The organism is Vreelandella arcis (assembly GCF_900103865.1).
Taxonomy (GTDB): domain Bacteria; phylum Pseudomonadota; class Gammaproteobacteria; order Pseudomonadales; family Halomonadaceae; genus Vreelandella; species Vreelandella arcis.
The window spans coordinates 61,556-80,488 of sequence record NZ_FNII01000015.1 but is presented as its reverse complement, the minus strand read 5'-3'; the positions used below and the strand labels follow the sequence as shown (position 1 = coordinate 80,488).

The 18,933-nt window shown below is 56.4% G+C and carries 18 protein-coding genes; 3 read left to right on the top strand and 15 right to left on the bottom strand.

From position 1 onward, the window contains the following. Nucleotides 1-79: 79 nt before the first annotated feature. A complete protein-coding gene (locus BLR97_RS16150; protein ID WP_089707557.1) occupies nucleotides 80-1,570 on the bottom strand; it encodes a TolC family outer membrane protein in 1,491 nt (496 codons plus the stop codon). A gap of 199 nt (nucleotides 1,571-1,769) precedes the next feature. Between BLR97_RS16150 and BLR97_RS16145 the strand changes: the two genes are divergently transcribed. Further along, nucleotides 1,770-2,687, top strand: a complete 918-nt coding sequence (locus tag BLR97_RS16145; protein ID WP_089707556.1) for an alpha/beta fold hydrolase — start codon at nucleotides 1,770-1,772, stop codon at nucleotides 2,685-2,687. Here BLR97_RS16145 and BLR97_RS16140 read toward each other — a convergent pair. After that, the gene (locus tag BLR97_RS16140; RefSeq protein ID WP_089707555.1) at nucleotides 2,684-3,484 is read right to left on the bottom strand and encodes a MipA/OmpV family protein; all 801 of its coding nucleotides are present in this window, start codon (nucleotides 3,482-3,484) and stop codon (nucleotides 2,684-2,686) included. The two genes, BLR97_RS16145 and BLR97_RS16140, sit on opposite strands and share 4 nt — an antisense overlap. Before the next feature lie 665 nt (nucleotides 3,485-4,149). Between BLR97_RS16140 and BLR97_RS16135 the strand changes: the two genes are divergently transcribed. Then, nucleotides 4,150-4,962 carry a formate/nitrite transporter family protein gene (locus tag BLR97_RS16135; protein ID WP_089707554.1) on the top strand — a complete coding sequence of 271 codons (813 nt, stop codon included), beginning with the start codon at nucleotides 4,150-4,152 and terminating at the stop codon, nucleotides 4,960-4,962. Nucleotides 4,963-5,011: 49 nt separating this feature from the next. Further along, on the top strand, nucleotides 5,012-5,452 hold the full coding sequence (gene cynS, locus BLR97_RS16130; RefSeq protein ID WP_089707553.1) for a cyanase: 441 nt from the start codon (nucleotides 5,012-5,014) through the stop codon (nucleotides 5,450-5,452). Here cynS and BLR97_RS16125 read toward each other — a convergent pair. The 13 genes from BLR97_RS16125 to BLR97_RS16065 all read right to left on the bottom strand — a co-directional run bounded on the left by BLR97_RS16125 (nucleotide 5,437) and on the right by BLR97_RS16065 (nucleotide 18,912). After that, nucleotides 5,437-6,279: a fructosamine kinase family protein gene (locus BLR97_RS16125; RefSeq protein ID WP_089707552.1), complete on the bottom strand. Its 843-nt coding sequence runs from the start codon at nucleotides 6,277-6,279 to the stop codon at nucleotides 5,437-5,439. The genes cynS and BLR97_RS16125 overlap by 16 nt on opposite strands. 62 nt (nucleotides 6,280-6,341) lie before the next feature. Beyond that, entirely contained in the window at nucleotides 6,342-7,295 is a 954-nt protein-coding gene (gene tal / locus BLR97_RS16120; RefSeq protein WP_089707551.1) for a transaldolase, read from the bottom strand. A 10-nt stretch (nucleotides 7,296-7,305) separates the two neighbouring features. Next, nucleotides 7,306-8,817 (bottom strand): xylulokinase, encoded by a 1,512-nt coding sequence (gene xylB / locus BLR97_RS16115; RefSeq protein WP_089707550.1) that lies wholly within the window; start codon nucleotides 8,815-8,817, stop codon nucleotides 7,306-7,308. Then, a complete protein-coding gene (locus BLR97_RS16110) occupies nucleotides 8,817-10,304 on the bottom strand; it encodes a mannitol dehydrogenase family protein (protein ID WP_089707549.1) in 1,488 nt (495 codons plus the stop codon). The genes xylB and BLR97_RS16110 overlap by 1 nt, the downstream gene beginning before the upstream one ends. A gap of 35 nt (nucleotides 10,305-10,339) precedes the next feature. Then, on the bottom strand, nucleotides 10,340-10,960 hold the full coding sequence (locus BLR97_RS16105) for a nucleoside/nucleotide kinase family protein (RefSeq protein ID WP_089707548.1): 621 nt from the start codon (nucleotides 10,958-10,960) through the stop codon (nucleotides 10,340-10,342). Between the two features lie 6 nt (nucleotides 10,961-10,966). Then, on the bottom strand, nucleotides 10,967-11,752 hold the full coding sequence (locus tag BLR97_RS16100; RefSeq protein ID WP_089707547.1) for an L-iditol 2-dehydrogenase: 786 nt from the start codon (nucleotides 11,750-11,752) through the stop codon (nucleotides 10,967-10,969). Beyond that, nucleotides 11,736-12,434 (bottom strand): HAD family hydrolase, encoded by a 699-nt coding sequence (locus tag BLR97_RS16095; protein WP_089707546.1) that lies wholly within the window; start codon nucleotides 12,432-12,434, stop codon nucleotides 11,736-11,738. The genes BLR97_RS16100 and BLR97_RS16095 overlap by 17 nt, the downstream gene beginning before the upstream one ends. After that, nucleotides 12,431-13,588 carry an ABC transporter ATP-binding protein gene (locus BLR97_RS16090; RefSeq protein ID WP_089707545.1) on the bottom strand — a complete coding sequence of 386 codons (1,158 nt, stop codon included), beginning with the start codon at nucleotides 13,586-13,588 and terminating at the stop codon, nucleotides 12,431-12,433. Before BLR97_RS16090 ends, BLR97_RS16095 begins: the two co-directional genes overlap by 4 nt. Nucleotides 13,589-13,600: 12 nt before the next feature. Continuing rightward, a complete protein-coding gene (locus BLR97_RS16085; protein ID WP_089707544.1) occupies nucleotides 13,601-14,455 on the bottom strand; it encodes a carbohydrate ABC transporter permease in 855 nt (284 codons plus the stop codon). A 30-nt stretch (nucleotides 14,456-14,485) separates the two neighbouring features. After that, a complete protein-coding gene (locus BLR97_RS16080) occupies nucleotides 14,486-15,376 on the bottom strand; it encodes a carbohydrate ABC transporter permease (protein ID WP_089707543.1) in 891 nt (296 codons plus the stop codon). Between the two features lie 63 nt (nucleotides 15,377-15,439). After that, entirely contained in the window at nucleotides 15,440-16,759 is a 1,320-nt protein-coding gene (locus BLR97_RS16075; protein ID WP_089707542.1) for an ABC transporter substrate-binding protein, read from the bottom strand. A 378-nt stretch (nucleotides 16,760-17,137) separates the two neighbouring features. Then, on the bottom strand, nucleotides 17,138-18,139 hold the full coding sequence (locus BLR97_RS16070) for an ABC transporter permease (RefSeq protein WP_170833046.1): 1,002 nt from the start codon (nucleotides 18,137-18,139) through the stop codon (nucleotides 17,138-17,140). Between the two features lie 2 nt (nucleotides 18,140-18,141). Continuing rightward, nucleotides 18,142-18,912 carry an ATP-binding cassette domain-containing protein gene (locus BLR97_RS16065; protein WP_089707540.1) on the bottom strand — a complete coding sequence of 257 codons (771 nt, stop codon included), beginning with the start codon at nucleotides 18,910-18,912 and terminating at the stop codon, nucleotides 18,142-18,144. Nucleotides 18,913-18,933 lie beyond the last annotated feature (21 nt).

Sequence of the window (18,933 nt, the reverse complement as noted above, 5' to 3'; positions counted from 1 at the left end):
CAATAAATCGACAAAGCATACAACCATGCATGTATGAATGTAAATATTGAGCAGCGCTTACCGCCGCTGCCAACCGTCTTTATTGATCGAGTTCTGGGCGCTCACCAATATTCATGACACTGCTTGAATCATCGTAATCTTCGGGCAACGTGAAGGTAATCTCTTCGCCCTGAAGCCATTCATTGACCTCTTCTACTGCCTCAACATCCAAGCGACCGGCCTGCTGACGCAACTCCAGCAGGTTAACGACATAGTCGTAGCGAGCTTGGGCATAGTCGGAAATCGCGTTGTACAGATTCTGCTCGGCGTTCAGCACATCAACAATGTTGCGGGTGCCGACTTCGTAACCGGCGCGCGTGGCGTCCAACGCACTCTGGTTGGAAACAATGGCCTGCCGACGGGCATCCACAGTGGATACGTCGTTGCTGACTTGGGTATACAGCGAGCGCACCTGCTGAACGGTATCGCGGCGTTGGGCTTCAAAGTCGAACTGGCTGGCCTCTAGCTGGTAGGTGCTTTGACGAATGCCCGCCAGCGTGCTGCCGCCGGTGTATAGCGGCCAGTTAGCACTCAGCCCGACCTGGCTGGATGAATCATGCCCTTGAATACCGTCGATGTCGTTATCAGCATACTGATAGCTGGCGAAGGCGTCTAAAGTAGGCAACTGCTGCGCTTGGGCCACGTTCACACCGCTTCGAGAAATTTCAACGCCTGCCTGCTCGGCAAGTACCAGCGGGTTATTTTCCACCGCCATCTCGACCCAATAATCACGGTTGCGGGGGGTTGGAAGCTCAATAGGGTAGTCGTCACTTAGCGCTTCTATGCTGGCATAACGCTTGCCGGTCAAGCGCTCAAGCGCCTCGAAGCTAACTTGTAAATCGCTCTGCGCGGCAATCCGTTCAGCGCGGGACTGATCGAAAGTTGCCTGTGCTTCTTCCACTTCGGTAATCGCAATCAGGCCGACCTCAAACTGTTCCTCGGCCTGCTCCAACTGGCGGCCAATGGCTCGCTCTTGGGCCAAGCGTGCGTCGAGAATGTCGTTGGTACGCAAAATGTCAAAATAGGCCGATGCGACATCGATCAGCACTTGCTGCTCGGTGGAGGCCAGCAAATAGACTTGCTGGTCGATTTGTCGCTCGGCTTGTTCGACTTCGCGGCTATTAACGGCGTCAAAAAGAGCTTGAGTGGCTTCCAGCGTTAAGCTAACGCTATTAAACGGATCGTCATTTGCGCCGGTGTTACCTGTTCCGCCACTCGCCTGGCCTGCTTGCGTTCCGGCAGTACTGGTTTGACTTTCATACTCGCGGTTGTGCGCCACATTACCCGATGCATTCACCTGGGGCAGCAAGTCGCCACGGGCGACATCGCGCCCCGCCTCGACGCTTAATGACTGAGCGCGCGCCGAACCCAGCTCGGCGTTATTTTCCAACGCATCGCGGGTGATGGTGAGCAGGTCTGCCGACCACGCGGGCACCGCCCACACCGATAGCAATAACGCGGGGAGCAGCACACGCTGCGCCGCAAGAGGTCGAGAGGTCTTAAAAGACCACGTGGCAGGGAGTCGCAGCATAGCGTTATTCCTCAGTAATATCGGTCCGATTGCTTACATACATTGTCGCATGTTTTTTTCTTGATACCAGTCCCTAATTAGAATTTTGGCCTACTTTCATGTTTCTTTGCACCCTAGGTGCACCGTGCAAACCTGATTGACTCAACTATGCTGTACGTCACCATGTTGCACAGCAACAAATCAAACACCGAGGCCTGCCATGGATAGCATCGAATTTATCAGCGTTCGCGAACTTGAGATCGCCGTTCGCATTTGGCACTCCGATGCCCCCAACACTGTGATCGCCTGGCATGGCTTGTCACGCCATGGCGGCGATTTTGAGTCCCTCGCGCACCAGTTAGGCTCACAATGGCGGGTAATCGCTCCTGACACCCCTGGACGCGGACTTTCAAGCTGGTCGCTTTATCCTGCGAATGATTACTTATATAGCCACTATGTGACGATCGCGTTAGCGGTACTCGACCACTTCCATATTGAGCGTGCTAACTGGGTCGGCACATCAATGGGTGGCTTACTCGGCATGCTGCTGGCGGCCGATGACGCCACCGCCCAGCGAATTGGTTGCTTAGTTCTCAATGACGTGGGCCCCGAATTGGATAGCCAAGCGCTAGCCGAAATGGCCACGTATTTCAGCGTGTTCAAACGCTTCTTAACGCTTAGCGAGTTAACACAATCCCTTGAGCAAAACTACCAGGGCTTTGGCAGACTGACGGACAAAGAATGGCAGCGAATGGCACTTAGCAGCGCCAGACGAATGCCCGACGGCAGTTGGACTTTTCATTATGACCCACGGATTGGCGAGCAGTTTGTACACGATACGCCACGCGATACCTGGAGCGATTGGCAGCGCATACGCTGCCCGTTAATGGTCATTCGGGGTGAGCATTCGGCGCTACTGCGGGCCGACAGCGTCACGCGTATGCGCCAGGATCAGCCTCACCTGGAAACGCTGGAGGCGGCTGACTGCGGCCACGCGCCGATGCTGAACAATCACCAGCAAGTCGCGCCACTTAAACGCTTTTTGGAGCGCCATGGCAGCACGTCGTTATTGCAAAACGCAAGCCCGGGTAAAAGGCTTCACCGCTGGTGGCGGCGCGTGGCTAGTCGACTCCACTAAAAGTGATAGTTGATCAGCGCGCCGCCCATCAGCTGCGTCTCATCACCCACGTCGTCGACAATCGGGCTATCGGCGGCGTCACCAGTTAACCGGGTAACGCCCATTAGCCCCGTTACCGACCAGTCACGGCTTAAGTAGTAGCTCAAGCGGCTTGTCAGCCCCAGGCGGAAATAGCCATCTTTAGGACGGTAAACGGCAAGCCCCGAACGGGCGCTTTCCGCCGGCGATATACCAAACAGATCGTCGGTCCAGTTATCGCTGCTGTAGGTCACTTCAGGGCCAATGGAAAAGGCCATCTGATCCGTTAACATGGCGCTCCAGTTGGCTTTTAGATCCGCTTCGTAGCCGTCTATATCACCGCCCAACGGGGTTTTGGTAGCCGCTTCCAGCATCCAGGGGCCGCTTGAATAGCGGGCTCGTAGCCCTAGGGCCGCAGCGTCATCAACTTCGTCTAGCCCACTTAGTTCGCCGTCGTTATCACGACCAGGCAGATAACTGAAAAACGGGGAAATCTGCCAGCCCCCTTGGCGAAACAGGTTCCAACCAATGCCCTCACGTACCCCGGCATAGAACGAATCGCCATAGGTGATGCTGGCATTGGGCCAGACGCGCGTTTCGTTTTCATCGCTACCCAGGTACTCAGGCACGCTAAAAACCCCGGCGCCAACGCTACCTTCCCATTGCGCTAGGGCACTACCCGACGCCGTTATCAAAAGCGCGGACAAAGCGACCTTGAGTCCTAGCGAACGGCACTTACTTGATGGTGAGTTGGGTATATCAAAGAGTCTCGATGTCATAGTGGAGCCCCATATTCTCAGGGCGCTAGGAAGTGATGCCTAAACTAACCACAGGCCGTCTTCCATGACGCTAGGGTTAACCGATGACGTCGCAGGTGGCGTTAACCACTGCGACGAGATCGCTCGGTATCATGACGGATAATATTGCGCCATAACATACAATTATGCACGTAAGCTAGCACCAACCCCTCGATCCGTCAATTTTCTCACGCCACGTTGTCAACGCATTCCTGCCGCCCATCAACGCACGACCGGCAAGCCGCATTGCGCCAAACAAGTGCGATGCCCTCGCTTATATCGAAAAGCAGGCAGGGTGGATACGTTAGCGAGGCCTCATACACCCTGGCCCCACTCTTAATGCGCTAAATCGGGGCGTGCTTAACTAATAGATGCCACTCATTGGTGCAATTTTTATTATGCCATCGCATGCGCCTTTATTATCAGACCCAAAAAGTCATCCGGATGGTTTACCGTTTAAATATATAAACCACTAATTTTAAAAGCCTTATTTTTTAAAAAAATTAACTTTTCACTAGATTGGCATACCAAATGCACCAGTCTGCACACGAGCAAAGTGCTTGCGATATCCAGACTTAGCCAAAGGATTAGCACTGGACTATTGAGCGCGGCGTTAACTAACCGAAATGACACAGGAAAACCTAGATATGTCATATCTAATGCCCAGTGAATTCGTCACTAAGCTGGTAGACCAGGGTGAATCAAAAGTTTATATGGGCACCCGGGATACGCTTATTCGTGCCTTCATGGCAGGGGCCACCCTGGCGTTGGCGGTTATTTTTGCCATCACCATTGCCACCCAAACAGGCTCATTCCTTATCGGGTCGTTACTCTTCCCCGTTGGCTTTGTCATGCTCTATCTGATGGGTTATGACCTGCTCACCGGGGTCTTTATGCTGGTACCGATTGCTTGGCTCGACAAACGACCGGGTGTCACTCTGCCCCGAATGTTGAAGTGCTGGGGCCTGGTGGGGCTAGGCAATCTTGGCGGCGCCCTGTTTATTGCAACGTTCGGCTACATGAACTTCACCATGGGCGGCACCCAGGAAATCAGCGACGTCGGGCTAACGATGATGGCTGCCGGTGAGAGTCGCACAGTGGGTTACCAGGATGCAGGGCTTGCCGGTTGGATTGTGCTTTTCTTGAGGGGCATGTTCTGTAACTGGATGGTGTCGATGGGTGTGGTGGGGGCATCCATCTCCACAACGGTTTCCGGCAAAATCATGGCCATGTGGATGCCGATCATTGTGTTTTTCTATCTGGGTTTCGAGCACTCCGTAGTCAACATGTTCTTGTTCCCGATTGGCCTCATGATGGGCGCAGAATTCACGCTGTATCAATACATTATGTGGAACGAAATCCCGACGGTGCTGGGTAACCTGGTCGGTGGCTTGACACTGGTTGGCTTGGTTCTCTACACCACCCACGTCCGAACTCAGGCCAAAAAAGTTTTGTCTTGATCGTCTCTGAGAAGAACTGCACTCGCCCTACCTTAAAAGGAGCACCATCATGGATAAACTTGAAATGCGCCACACCTTGCTTGCCGCCAAAGCGCGCAAGAAAATGAGCTGGGACGACATTGCCAGCGCCGTGGGGATGTCGCCCGTATGGGTGGCCTCAGCTTGCTACGGCATGAACAGTGCCAGCGCCGATATCGCCCACAAGATCTGCGATACGCTGGATGTTGATAGCGATATAGCCGATGCACTGGTGGCGTTCCCAACGAAGGTGTGGGATGAAGCCATCCCACAAGACCCTTTCATTTATCGCCTTTACGAAGTCGTTGGCGTGTATGGGGAAACGCTCAAGGACGTGGTACAGGAGCAGTTTGGCGACGGCATCATGAGCGCCATCGATTTCACGATGGAGGTCGATAAGGTCGAGGATCCCAAAGGCGACCGCGTGCTGCTGACCCTCAATGGCAAATTCCTGCCCTACAAGTCCTGGTAAGCCTCAAGCGTAGCGAGGCTGCGCTCTACCCCGCTGCGAAAGCTCGCGCCGAACAGGAGAACGTGGTTGAGCAGCGGATACAGCTGGAATAACGCCTCACGCCTCGGCCAATCGGTCGGGGCGTCGCCGTTCCAGTAGGCCTGGTAAAAGGCGTCATCCAGCGAGCCGAAGAGGGTCAGCATGGCGATATCGACTTCCGGGTAGTGCCGGTAAATCGCCGGGTCGATGATGGCCGGACCACGGGGAGTATGCAGTACATTGCCGGACCACAGGTCGCCGTGCACCAGGCTCGCCGGCCGGTCGGGCAGCCAGTCTTCCAGCGCGTGGGCCTGACGCACAATGCGCTCGAAAAGCGACTTGTCGAGCAGGCCACTCTGGTAGCAGGCCTCGCCAAGCGGCAATAGCCGCCGCTCGCGCTGAAAGGCGCGCCCATCATTCAGCGGCGCATTCGGCTGGGGCGTGCTACCGCAGGCATTGTCCCAATGCCAGCCATGTTGCTCACCGACGCTTGCGTGGAGTTCTTTCAAGCCTTCGCCCAGCGCCCTGTTATCTCGCCGGCCGGACGTGTCCAGGGCCTCCATGATCAGCCAGCCCTCAGCTAGCCCCAGTACTTCCGGAACCACCAGTTTTGCGCATGCGCCTTTCAAAGCACGCAGGGCTTCGGCTTCACCGCGCAATCGATCCGCCTCATCGTGCTTGACCACGACCCTACCCTGATCGGTATCAAGCTGATAAACGGAGGCGATATCGCCGCCACTCAACGGCTGCAACGCAGCCTTGGGAGTTAAACCGGACGATTCCAGTAACGCGGCTAAGGCTGACTCCATCAATCTGCTCCTGAGCGCTGAATGTCAATCCATTGTGCCTTGCGGTTCAGGCCTGCGTCGACTCACCCCAACCGCTGATCAATCAGCGTTTCCAGCTCGAGCTGGTCGTCGTGGAAGCGACGAATCCCTTCCGCCAGCTTGTCGTTGGCCATCGCATCCTGGTTGTGGCCCCAGCGGAAATCCGCTTCGCTGAGAGCGGGGAACGACTTGCCGTTGCCGCTAGACGGGGCAATTTGAGGAGTCACCTCGCCGTCCGCCGACGCCAGTTCTTCCAGCAACGCCGGTGAAATCGTCAACCGCGGGCATCCCGCCAACGCCAGCACCTGGCCGGTGGTGCGGAAACTTGCGCCCATCACGACGGTCTCGTAGCCACCCTGGTTGGCACGTTCGCAAACACCCTGAACAAACTTAACGCCCGGGTCATCTTCTGGCGTATAGTCCTTGCCAGTGGCGTTTTTGTACCAATCGGTGACGCGGCCCACAAACGGCGAAATAAGGAACACGCCTGCATCAAAGCATGCCTGGGCCTGCGCATCGCTAAACAGCAGCGTTAGGTTGCACTGGATACCCTCACGCTCAAGTACCTCGGCGGCGCGAATGCCCTCCCAGGTGGAGGCCAGTTTGATCAGCACGCGGTCGCGGCTAACGCCTCGGGCTTCATAAAGCTCGATCAGCTCGTGGGCTTTGGCGATACTCGCCTGGGTATCAAACGACAGCCGGGCCGCCACTTCGGTGGATACGCGCCCCGGCACTACGGCGGCGATTTCGCTGCCTACCGCCACCGCCAACCGATCCACGGCGTAGGGCACCTGCTGCTCGCGCGCCCCGCCGGCGGCTTTCACCTGGCTCAGTTCTTCGTCGATCATCGCCTGATAGCCCGGCAGGCTGAACGCCTTGAGCAATAGCGACGGGTTGGTGGTGGCATCTTGCGGCTGGTAGCGACGAATCGCCTCGAGGTCACCGGTATCGGCCACCACCAGTGAGTGTTGTTTTAACTGCTGTAATTGGTCAGCCATATAAATCTCCTTATTGACCGCGTGCATTCAATGAATCGGCGTGGCCGTGGCGCTGGTCAAGCGCACTACAGTAACGCGAATACGCCGTTTGGTAAGCCGCTACGCGCGCTGGGTCTGGATCCGCTTTAGATTGGGCATCTAAGGTTACCAACCGTTCACACAACGCATCTAGGGTCACACCGGTTTCTCGTTGGTCGCACCAAGCCGCCTGCAGCGCTGCGCCCAGCGCGGCCGCATCGGTAATCACAGGGCAGATGACCTGGGTATTGGTAATGTCCGCCACCATCTGCCGCCAAACGGCACTCTTGGCGCCACCGCCAATCAAGCGGATTTGGCTCGCCCCTGCGGTTAAGTCGCCCAGCAGTTCCAACCCGTAGCGCAATCCAAAGGTTGCGCCTTCCATCACAGCACGGCATAGGTTGGCCTGAGTGGTGTTAAGGCTGGTTAAGCCGAGGAAATCCGCCGAGGCTTCCGGCAGCATCGGCACTCGCTCCCCGTTAAAAAAGGGCAGTACGGTAATGCCTTCTGCACCGACGGGGGCACTGGCCACCCGATCGCCAAACGCTTCCAGATCCAAGCCAAACAGCTCACGCACCCGCGTCGTCGCCGAAGTGACATTCATGGTGCAGATCAACGGCAGCCAGCCACCAGTGCTTGAACAAAAGTTGGCGACCATGGCGTTATCACAGACCACCGACGCAGGTGAATAGGCGCAGACTGTCCCCGATGTGCCTAAGCTTAACGTAATCAACCCCGGGGTAATATTGCCCGTGCCAATGGCACCCAGCATATTATCCCCACCGCCGGAGGACACCACGACATCGTCGGCCAGCCCCAGTTCGGCAGCCACGGCACTTTGTACAACACCCGCCGGCTCATGAGCCTCCAGCAAACGAGGAAGTACGCGTTGGGCATCCAATTCGGGCGCGATCTCGGCAAACACATCCAGCCGCCAGCGCCGACGTTGGGTATCGAAATAACCGGTTCCTGAAGCATCACCCGCCTCGGTCACGCGGTGACCGGTCAACCAAAAGTTTAGATAATCGTGAGGCAGCAGCAGGCTGTCGATACGCTGATAAGCCTCGGGATGGTGGTCGCGCAGCCATGCCACCTTGGAGGCGGTATAGCCGGTTTGCAGCACCAAACCGAGCTTGTCCAAGCAGCCTGCTTCGCCGCCAAGGCGCGCCACCAATTCGCTGTTGTGGGCGCTGGTTTCGGTATCGCACCATAACTTTGCCGGATACACCGGCACGCCCTCAGCGTCCAACGCCACCATGCCGTGCTGCTGGCCGGAGACCCCAATACCGCGCACCTGCCCTGCATCGACGCCCGCGCGCTCCAGGGCTTCGAAGAAGGCGCCTTTCAATGCGGTCAGCCACTCGCTGGGCGCTTGTTCACGACGGCCATTTTCGCCTTCATCGAGGTGGTGGGGACGGCTTGCCTCGCCACGTATAAGACCTTGCTCAACATCTAGCACTACGACTTTGGTGCTTTGCGTTCCGCAATCAACGCCGATATACATCACTGAATTCCTTTAGACGAGACTATTTCCTCAAGGGTAGCGCGTGCGCCGCGTTCGTGCAGCGACGTCAGCGCCGCCAGGTAGGCGTCCAAAAAGCGAGGCTGCTCGGCCAGATCGCCAAATAGCTCACGGTTTTCAACAAACGCCGTTGGCTGAGTGCGATTGTTAGCCGCAATCTCCATCAGCGACGTTTTCAGACGGTCGACGATCTCGATGGGTTCGCCCTGTTCGTCGTGTCCTTCAGCATAGCGTGCCCAACTGGCAACCACCGCCGCACTACGACGGATCTCGCCGTTTTGTGACAACTGCTGGCGAATCACCGGTACCAGCCATTTAGGAATACGGTCAGAGCTTTCCGCACATAAACGCGCCAGGGTGTCCTTAATTTGCGGATTAGCAAAGCGCTCGATCAGCGTCAGCCGATAGGCTTCAAGGTCAACGCCGGGCACCGGGGCCAGCGTGGGCGAGCCTTCCTCGCGCATGTAGCCGAGCAAGAAATCAACGAACAGCGGATCCTGGCATACCTCGTGAGCGTAACGGTAGCCTGCCAGATAACCAAAATAAGTCAGCGCTTGGTGACTGGCGTTGAGCAGCCGGAGCTTCATCAGCTCGTAAGGTTCTACATCCTCAACCATCTGCACGCCCACTTTTTCCAGCGCCGGACGCCCCAGCGGAAAGTGGTCTTCCAGCACCCATTGCGTGAACGGTTCACATACCACCGGCCAGGCGTCGTCAATCTCAAACCGATGCGCTAGTTCCTCGATATCCGCCGCGGCGGTCACGGGGGTAATGCGATCCACCATGGCATTGGGAAATGCCACCTCACTGGCAAGCCAGGCACCTAACTCAGCATCCCGCGCCTGGGCAAACGCGCTAAACATGCGTTTTGCTACGTCGCCGTTGCCTTGTATGTTGTCGCAGGACATGACCGTGAAAGGCGCAATGCCACGCGCCCGGCGGCGAACCAGTGCCTCTACCACTAAACCGAAGCTCGTTGAGGGCTGTGTGGGATTCGCCAGATCATCGCGTACTTGTGGGTTGTCCAGGTCGAACTCGCCGCTCACCGGATGAAAATTGTAGCCACCTTCGGTCACCGTTAACGACACAATACGTATCTGCGGGTCGGCCATTTGCTCGATGACCGCTTCTGTCGCCTCCGGGGCAAAAAGGTAATCCAGCATACTGCCGATCACCCGCGGCTCGTACTGACCATCCGGGTGCTTTATAACCAACGTGTAGAGATGATCCTGCGCGGCCAATGCCTGCTGCATGCGTTTGTCGCCCGGCATGACACCAACGCCGACAATGCCCCAGTCCAGCGCTTCGCCCTGGTTCATCAAGGCATCCAGATACATCGCTTGATGCGCGCGGTGAAAACCACCTACCCCGATATGCACAATGCCCGGCGTGACGGCGCTACGGTCATAATCGGGGGTGGCAATGGGGGAGCCTAGTGTGCCCACATTGTGATTATTGAGTTGGGTCATGGTTGCTCTCCAGGTTGTTGATTAGACGTTACGGGCTAACGCCAGCGTTGGTCGGGTGGCAAGCTACTTGTTTTCACCAGTTGGGCATTGAGCATATCTTTTTGGTGGGTGCGCTCGAGCGCACCTGCGCGGTCTTGGCCCATGGCTAACCAACGGGCCACCAGGCGTTTGACCAGCACGTCGTCGTCGACTTCCAGCATCAGCGTCCAGTCAAACAGCGCGTGTAGGTCGCGCCACACCGGACGGTCGAGTAATAGATAATTGCCCTCGATGATTACGATGCGCTGTTCGAGGGTAATCAACCGCCCACCGGCGCGTGCCAGATCCAGCGGACGGTCGAAAACAGGCACCGCGACAGGCCGGTCAGCGCGACGGATGCGCTCCAGATCATCATGCAGGCCGTCAACGTCGAAGGTATGCGGCGCCCCCTTGAGCGGCAACTGCGCCTCACCGAGCACGGCGTTGTCGAAGTGGTAACCGTCCATCGGCACCACCCCAGCCTGCCCCGGCCGCTTTCGATTAATCGCCGCGCAAAGCTGCTCGCTGCGATAAGATTTTCCGGCGCCCGGCGGGCCTGCCAGCGCCACCATATAGCGAGGCATATCATTGGCCGCCTGGATAATCTGGCGGCTAAGAGTGTCAAGATCAGGTGCCATGGCGGATCAACTCATCCAATTGCCGCCATCCACGTTAAGTGTCTGGGCCACCACATAGTCACTGTCCTGGCTGGCAAGAAATACCGCCGCCCCGGTATGGTCTTCCGGCGTGCCCATGCGGCCAAACGGTACGGCCTCACCCACCAGACGTTTTTTCTCGCCCAGCGGGCGATGTTCATAGCGGGCGAACAGCGCATCCACGGTTTCCCACATGGGCGTATCCACCACGCCAGGGGCGATACCATTGACATTGATACCGTGCTTGATCAAATCCAGCCCGCAGGACTGAGTAAGGCTGATCACGGCCGCTTTGCTGGCGCAGTAAACGCTTACCAGTGCTTCGCCACGCCGCCCCGCCTGGGAGGCCATATTGATGATCCTGCCGCCCTGCCCCTGGGCCACCATGGCCATGGCGACCGCCTGCAGGGTAAAAAACAACCCCTTGGTATTGACCGCAAACTGCTGGTCAAAGCTTGCCTCGGTCACCTCCAGCACAGGGGCCATATCGAATACGGCGGCGTTATTGACCAGGATATCGATGTGGCCGAAGCGCTTTTGCACCTGCGCCACCATGGCGTCGATCGACGCCGTATCGCAGACGTTAACTTCAACGCCCAGCACCCGCTCGGCGTCCACCTCCTGACGCAGTTGGCTGACCGCCTCGTCAATCGCCGCCGTGTCGATATCGGCCACCACCACGCTGGCCCCCTCGGCCAGATAGCGCTGGACGATCGCCAGCCCGATCCCCTTGGCGCCACCGGTCACCACGGCCACCTTATTGGTTAGCTTCATTTTTTCCTCCCATGCTGATGTCCCCTTGCCACTCGTCAACCAGCTCACTTAGTCCTTGCATGTGGGACAAAATGCGCCAGGCGCCAGCTTGGCGAAGGCGCTCGGCTTGCCCGTCATCCACGTGGCTAGCACCAGTAAAGCCAATCACCCACATACCCGCCGCGGTGGCCGCCGTCACGCCGGCCACGCTGTCCTCGACGACCAGGCAATCCCCGGGGGCTTCACCCAAGGTCGCGGCCGCCAACTGATACAGCGCCGGGTCGGGCTTGGGTTGGGCGACTTGTTCGGCGGTAAAAATCGGCGTGTCGCCAAATGCCGCATCCAGCCCCGTGCTCGAAAGCGACGCCAGCACCCGGCAGCGCCGGCTGTTGGAAACCACGGCCTTGGGCAACGCAATCGACCGCACAGCCGCCTCGGCACCATCGATCGTGGTCAGTTCGAGAGCCAGCCTGGCTTCGATGGCGGTATCGACCCGCTCGGCGGCATCCGAGGGTAACGGATAGGTGCTTAGCTGTTCGACGTGACGCAGGATATTGGCGGTAGTCATGCCTAATGCCTGGCCCAGTGACTCACCGATATTGATATCCGGCAGCCAGTGGCTGAGATGTTCGACCAGGGTCTCTTCAGCCAGCGCTTCGCTATCCACCAGTACGCCGTCACAGTCGAAGATAAGCGCCGTCATGCGGACGCCTCAGAAGAAGCATTTTCCCCGTTGGAGCGATTGTCCCCGCGCGTGAGCCCCGCCAGCGGGTGCTGCTGCAAACTCGGCAGGACCTGACCGTCAGCGTCAAACAGGTGAGCCCGCTCAGGGGCAAAACCAAAATGCACTGTGTCGTTAACCCGGTAGGCCACATCGCCGTCGGCCATGATGGTGACGAGCTGATCGGCCATCTGCACGTAGAGCGAGGTTTGGCCGCCAAGACGCTCCAGCACCTGTATTTTCCCGACCAACGGTCCTTGCTCTTCAAGTACTAAGTGCTCGGGCCGAATACCCAGCTCCAGCGTCGCGTCGGCTCCCAGGTGCTGACCGTCTACCGGCACATGGCGCTCGCCGCCACCCGGCATTCGAATAGCCACTCCGTCAGGCTTAACGCCAACCAGCGTCACGTCGAAAAAATTCATCTTCGGCGAGCCAATAAACCCGGCGACAAAACGGTTTTGGGGATGGTGATACAGCGCCATTGGCGAGCCCACCTGCTCGACCACGCCATCGTGGAGCACGACGATCTTATCCGCCATGGTCATGGCTTCGATCTGGTCGTGGGTGACGTAGATCATGGTGGCATCGAGCTCGTCGTGCAGACGCGCCAGCTCGATGCGCATCTGCACGCGCAGCGCCGCATCCAGGTTGGAAAGCGGCTCATCGAACAGGAAGATGCTCGGATTACGTACGATAGCGCGGCCAATGGCCACACGCTGACGCTGGCCGCCGGACAGTGCCTTGGGCTTGCGGTCCAGCAGCGGTTCCAGCTGCAGAATCTTGGCCGCTTCGAGCACCTTGGCCCGGCGTTCCTCTTTGGGAACGCCCGCCAGGCGCATGCTGAAGCCCATGTTGCCCTCAACCGTCATGTGCGGGTAAAGCGCATAGCTCTGGAACACCATGGCAAGACCCCGATCGGCGGGGCCCACGTCATTCATGCGCTGCCCGTCGATCAGAATGTCGCCGCCGCTGGCACTTTCGAGCCCGGCGATCATGCGCATCAGGGTCGACTTGCCGCACCCGGAAGGGCCGACGAAGACCACGAATTCCCGGTCTTCAACGTCAAGATCAATGCCCTTGATGACCTCGGTGTCGCCAAACCGCTTGGTAATGTTTTTAAGTTGTAGGGTTGCCATGGAAAAACTCCTTTACTTGACGGCACCAAAGGTCAGGCCACGCACCATTTGTTTCTGGGTCATCCAGCCAAAGATGAGGATGGGCGCAATGGCCATCGTCGAGGCCGCCGACAGCTTGGCCCAGAACAGCCCTTCAGGGCTCGAGAACGAGGCAATATACGCGGTGAGCGGCGCGGCTTTGGACGACGTGAGGTTGAGACTCCAGAACGCTTCGTTCCAGCTCAGGATGACCGACAGCAAGCCCGTCGAGGCAATCCCCGGCAGGGTCAGCGGCAAGAGCAGAAAGAACACTTCCTGAAACGTCGTGGCGCCGTCCATTCGGCCGGCTTCGAGGATGTCCTTGGGCATGTCCTTGAAGAAGGTGTATAGCATCCACACCACGATCGGCAGATTCATCAGCGTGTAGATGATGATCAGCCCGGTGCGCGTATCCAACAGCCCCACGTCGCGGAAAATCAGATAAATCGGCACCAGCACGCCGACCGGCGGCAGCATCTTGGTAGATAACATCCACAGCAAGGTGCCTTTGGTCCGTTTGGTCGGCAAAAATGCCATCGAATAAGCCGAAGGAATCGCGATCAGCAATGCCAGCAGCGTCGAGCCAAAGGCTACTGCGACGCTATTGAGAGCAAACCGCACATAGCCCGAACGTTCCTGAACCGCTTGATAGCTTTCCAGGGTAGGCGAAAAAATAAACGACGGGTCGGCAATCGCCGCCGTCTCGGTTTTAAAGCCAGTCAGAACCATCCACAGGATGGGGAAGAAAATCACCAAGGCCACCGACCAGCCAAAGACCGTCAGCAGCACTTTTTTGCTGGTTGCCGAACGCCTTGGCGACGCCGCGTTAGTGGAACGTAAGCTTGTCATAACAACACTCCCAGGACACTTACGTGCCGGTTACTCTTCCAGATTCTTAGCGACCATGCGGACCAGGAAGATGGCGACGATATTGGCGAGAATGATCGCGATCACCCCACCGGCGGAGGCAGTGCCAACATCGAAATCCAACAGCGCACGGATATAAATCAGATAGGCTAGGTTCGTCGTGGCAAGCCCCGGCCCACCGGAGGTGGTGACGAAAATTTCCGCAAAGATAGTCAGCAGGAAGATCATTTCAATCATGACCACCACACTGATGGCCCGCTTGAGATGGGGCAGCGTAATAAAGAAGAAAATGGCAACAGGGCCTGCGCCGTCCATACGTGCCGCTTCGACCTGGTCTTCATCAAGCGATTGCATTGCCGTCAGCAGGATTAGCAACGCAAAGGGCGTCCACTGCCAAGCCACAATAATCACAATCGAGGTCAGCGGTAGCGACGAAAACCAATCCAACGCGGGTAGACCAAACGACTCGGCCAGCCAGGCCAGCACCCCATTGGTTGGATGCATCATCATGTTTTTCCACACCAGCGCACTAACAGTGGGCATGACAAAAAATGGCGAAATGGCCAATACGCGGGCAATGCCCCGCCCGGCGAACTCCTGTTGAAACAGCACCGCCAGCAACGTGCCACCCACTACGGTAATCACCAGTACCCAGCCGACCAGCAGCAGGGTATTGCCCATGGCCGCCCATAGCGCTCGGTCGGTTAATAGGTATTGGTAGTTTTCGAACCCGGCGAAGCCGGTCATTTCCGGCATCAACAGGTTATAGCGCTGCAGCGAAAACCAGATGGTCATGCCCAACGGCACAACCATCCACAGCAGCAATAGCGTCACAGCGGGTGCTTGAAGCGACAGCGTTCTTAGCCCGCCGACGGTACGGCCGGAAGCACGTGTTTTATTCATGGAAGTACCTACCAGAATGCGCAAGAAAAACGCCTGAGCGCGAGGGCTCAGGCGTTAACCTCGTTAGTCTAAGTAACCTGCCCGCTGCATGGTGCGCTCAGTGGCGCGCTGAGCGTTGTCCAGCGCCTCTTCCACCGTGCTATCACCGGTTAGCGCCGCCGCAATGCTTTGGCCGACCCGGGTACCAATCGACTGGAACTCGGGAATGCCCACGAACTGCACGCCTACATAGGGGTTGGGTTCGAGCGTCGAGTCGGTGGGGTCGGCATCCTGAATGGCCTGCAGCACGAAGTCGGCAAACGGTGCCGCCTCGATATACCGCTCGTCTTCGTAGGTGGATGCACGCGTGCCGGGAGGTACGCTCGTCCAGCCTTCGGTTTCACCGACCAGCTCAACGTATTCTTGCGAGGTCGCCCAAGTAATAAACTCACGAGCGGCATCCTGGTTTTCGGACGAGGCCGGGATGGCTAGCGCCCAGGACCATAACCAGTGGGAGCCTTTCGGGGTTTCAGCGATAGGTGCGGGTGCAAAGCCCAGGCTGTCGGCCACAGCGGATTCATCACCGTCGTAAAGCTTCCCCGCCGCCGAAGTAGCGTCGACCCACATGCCGCAATTACCGCGTGAGAACAGCGCCAGGTTTTCGTTAAAGCCGTTGGAGCTGGCGCCGGCAGGGCCGTAATCGTTGAGCAGGTCAACATAGAACTGGACGGCATTTACCCAGGCGTCGGAGTTCAACTCAGGGTTCCAGTCTTCATCAAACCAGCGCCCGCCAAAGGTGTTCACCAGGGTGGAAACAAACGCCATGTTTTCGCCCCAGCCCGGTTTACCACGCAGGCAAATACCGGCCAAGTCGTCCTCCATGCCGTGCAGTTTACCCGCCCACTCGCGCACCTCTTCCCAGGTAGGCTGCTCGGTCATCTCAATGCCCGCTTCTTCAAACAAATCTTTGCGGTAGTACATCATCGAGCTTTCAGCATAAAACGGCAGCGCGTGGAGCGTATCGTTATGACTTAAGCCATCGCGAACCGAGGCTAGCAAGTCGTCCTCGGCGTAGTCTTCGGGTAGGTTATCCAACGGTGACAACCAGCCTCTTTCGGCCCAAATCGGCACTTCATAGGTACCGATGGTCATTACATCGAACTGCCCCCCACCGGTGGCGATATCGGTCGTCATACGCTGACGCAGTACGTTTTCCTCCAGCACCACCCAATCCAGGGTAATCTCGGGGTGCGCCTCCTCGAAAACATCGGTGAGGCTTTGCATTATCACCATATCGTTGTTGTTGACCGTCGCGACGGTGAGTTCGGTTTCCGCTTGGGCCTGACCAGCAAAGGCGACGGCGGCCGCTAGACTGGTTAGCGGTAAGTGACGGGCGAGTCGCATAGTGCACTCCTGTTGGCTTGTGTTGGCATTGTTATCGCCTGACGTTTGTCGTCCGACCTGATCTTATTGATCATCTATCGAACAAATGATCGTACGGAAACCAAAAAAAAGCAAAGTCCCGACGCTAAGACTTTACGCTAATCTATTAGCACACCAACATGTTGCAGTGCCCAGATGTCGCAGAATGATGGTCGTGGTCATGCAACGCCTAACTCAATAGCGTCTCTACTGCCAATCGGGAAGCCAACCGCTGAGCAACCCGACCAGCGTTTCTTCGGCAATAATTTCACTGACTACTAGTACGCCATCACAGTCGAAAAGCGTTCAAAACCTAACCAGATCGCTTCAACTTCCAAGCTCTAATGCTGTCAGCAACGTTTATTTTTCTTTTTTCAGGTTTGAAAAAGCTTTGGTATCAATGGAGCGTCGCCGAAACTCCTGATACGCAACAGCGAAGATGAGCAAAAAGCCAAGCAAAACGCGTTGCAGATGAAAATCAGCACCAATGAGTACCATGCCGTTTTCAAGAATTCCGATTGTGAGAATGCCTAGCAAAGTACCAAAAACGGTACCCACTCCACCGTAAAGTGCCGTACCACCCAGCACAACAGCGGCTATTATATGTAGTTCGTAGAGATTTCCTAAACTAGGGGAGGCAGCATTTAACCTTCCCACAAGAATCGCGGCTGCAAGCCCGACGCAGGCGCCTTGAAAGGCATAAACAGCGACCTTATGGCGCGAAACATGAATACCAAGAACCTGGCATGCATCTTCATTGGAACCAATCGATACGGTATGTCTGCCAAACCGCGTATGGAAGAATAACCAATAAGCACATAAGGTCGCCGATAGCGCAATGATGGCCGGAACAGGAACGACACCGACAAAACCTTGACCTATGAACTTCAGTGACTCGGGCATACGAATAATAGCGCTACCCATAAGAAAATGAGTTGCACCTCGCAAAGCAACCAACATGCCGAGCGTTACAATCAGGGGGTTGATTCTCAACCGAGTGATCACTAAACCATTGAACGCACCTATTAAAGCGCCTAGAAGAATGACCAAGAAAATGCTAAACGGTACGGGGATACCACTATCAATCAGCGTCCCTAATACCATTGCACACAGGCCTAGGTTCGACCCCACCGACAAATCTATACCACGGCTCGCAATAACAAAGGTCATGCCTAAAGCTATAACCAAATAGACTGCTACTTGGCGAAGTATATTCATCTGGTTTTCGATATCCAGAAACCGATCACTGATCAAAGAAATGCCCACATAAAGAATGGCAATAACGATAATCAGAGGGTTTACTTTGTCAAAAACATCTCCAGCCGACCTGATTTTGGCGTTCATATTATTTTCGCCGCTCATATTCATTTTTTCCCTTCCAGAGTTCCACCCATAATAAGCTTGACCACATCCTGGTGAGAAACGTCTTTGGTCGCTACCGAAGCCGCAATACGGCCTGCCTGAACCACGACAATGCGATCCGCAACAGAAAAGACATGCTCAAGATTGTGGCTGATTACCAGTACTGATAAGCCTTGAGAATGAAGCGAGCGAATCACGTTTAGCACTTTCTCTTGTTCTTGAATGCCAAGAGCTGCCGTTGGTTCATCCAGTATGATCAAACTTGCTTTCTGTGAGAGCAAGATGCGTGCGATAGCGATAGCCTGTCGCTGTCCCCCAGACATCAACCGCACAGGCCTGTCGAGTGATTGCAACTTAATTTTTATCTGATCCAGGAGTTTCTCGGTTTCAGAACGCATTTTTTTTCTATCAAGCACTGGGATAAACCCGAACAAGCGACGAACAAGCTCTTGCCCCATGAAGAGATTCCCAGGAGCGTCAATGTCATTTACCAGAGCCAAGTCCTGGAACATTGTCTCAATTCCCGCCTCACGTACGCTATCCGGCCCCTCGGGAGAAAACTCATTTCCCTGCCACTTAATGGTTCCACTATCTGGTTTAACCACGCCAGCAAGCATCTTAACGATGGTTGATTTACCTGCACCGTTATCACCCACCATGGCCACTACTTCATTGGGAAAAATATCAAATGTCACCCCACGTGAGGCCTGAATGGCACCATAGGCCTTGCTCAACTCATTCAATGAAAGGAGAGGTTCAACGTCTGGATTCATGGATATAACCTTCTACGGACG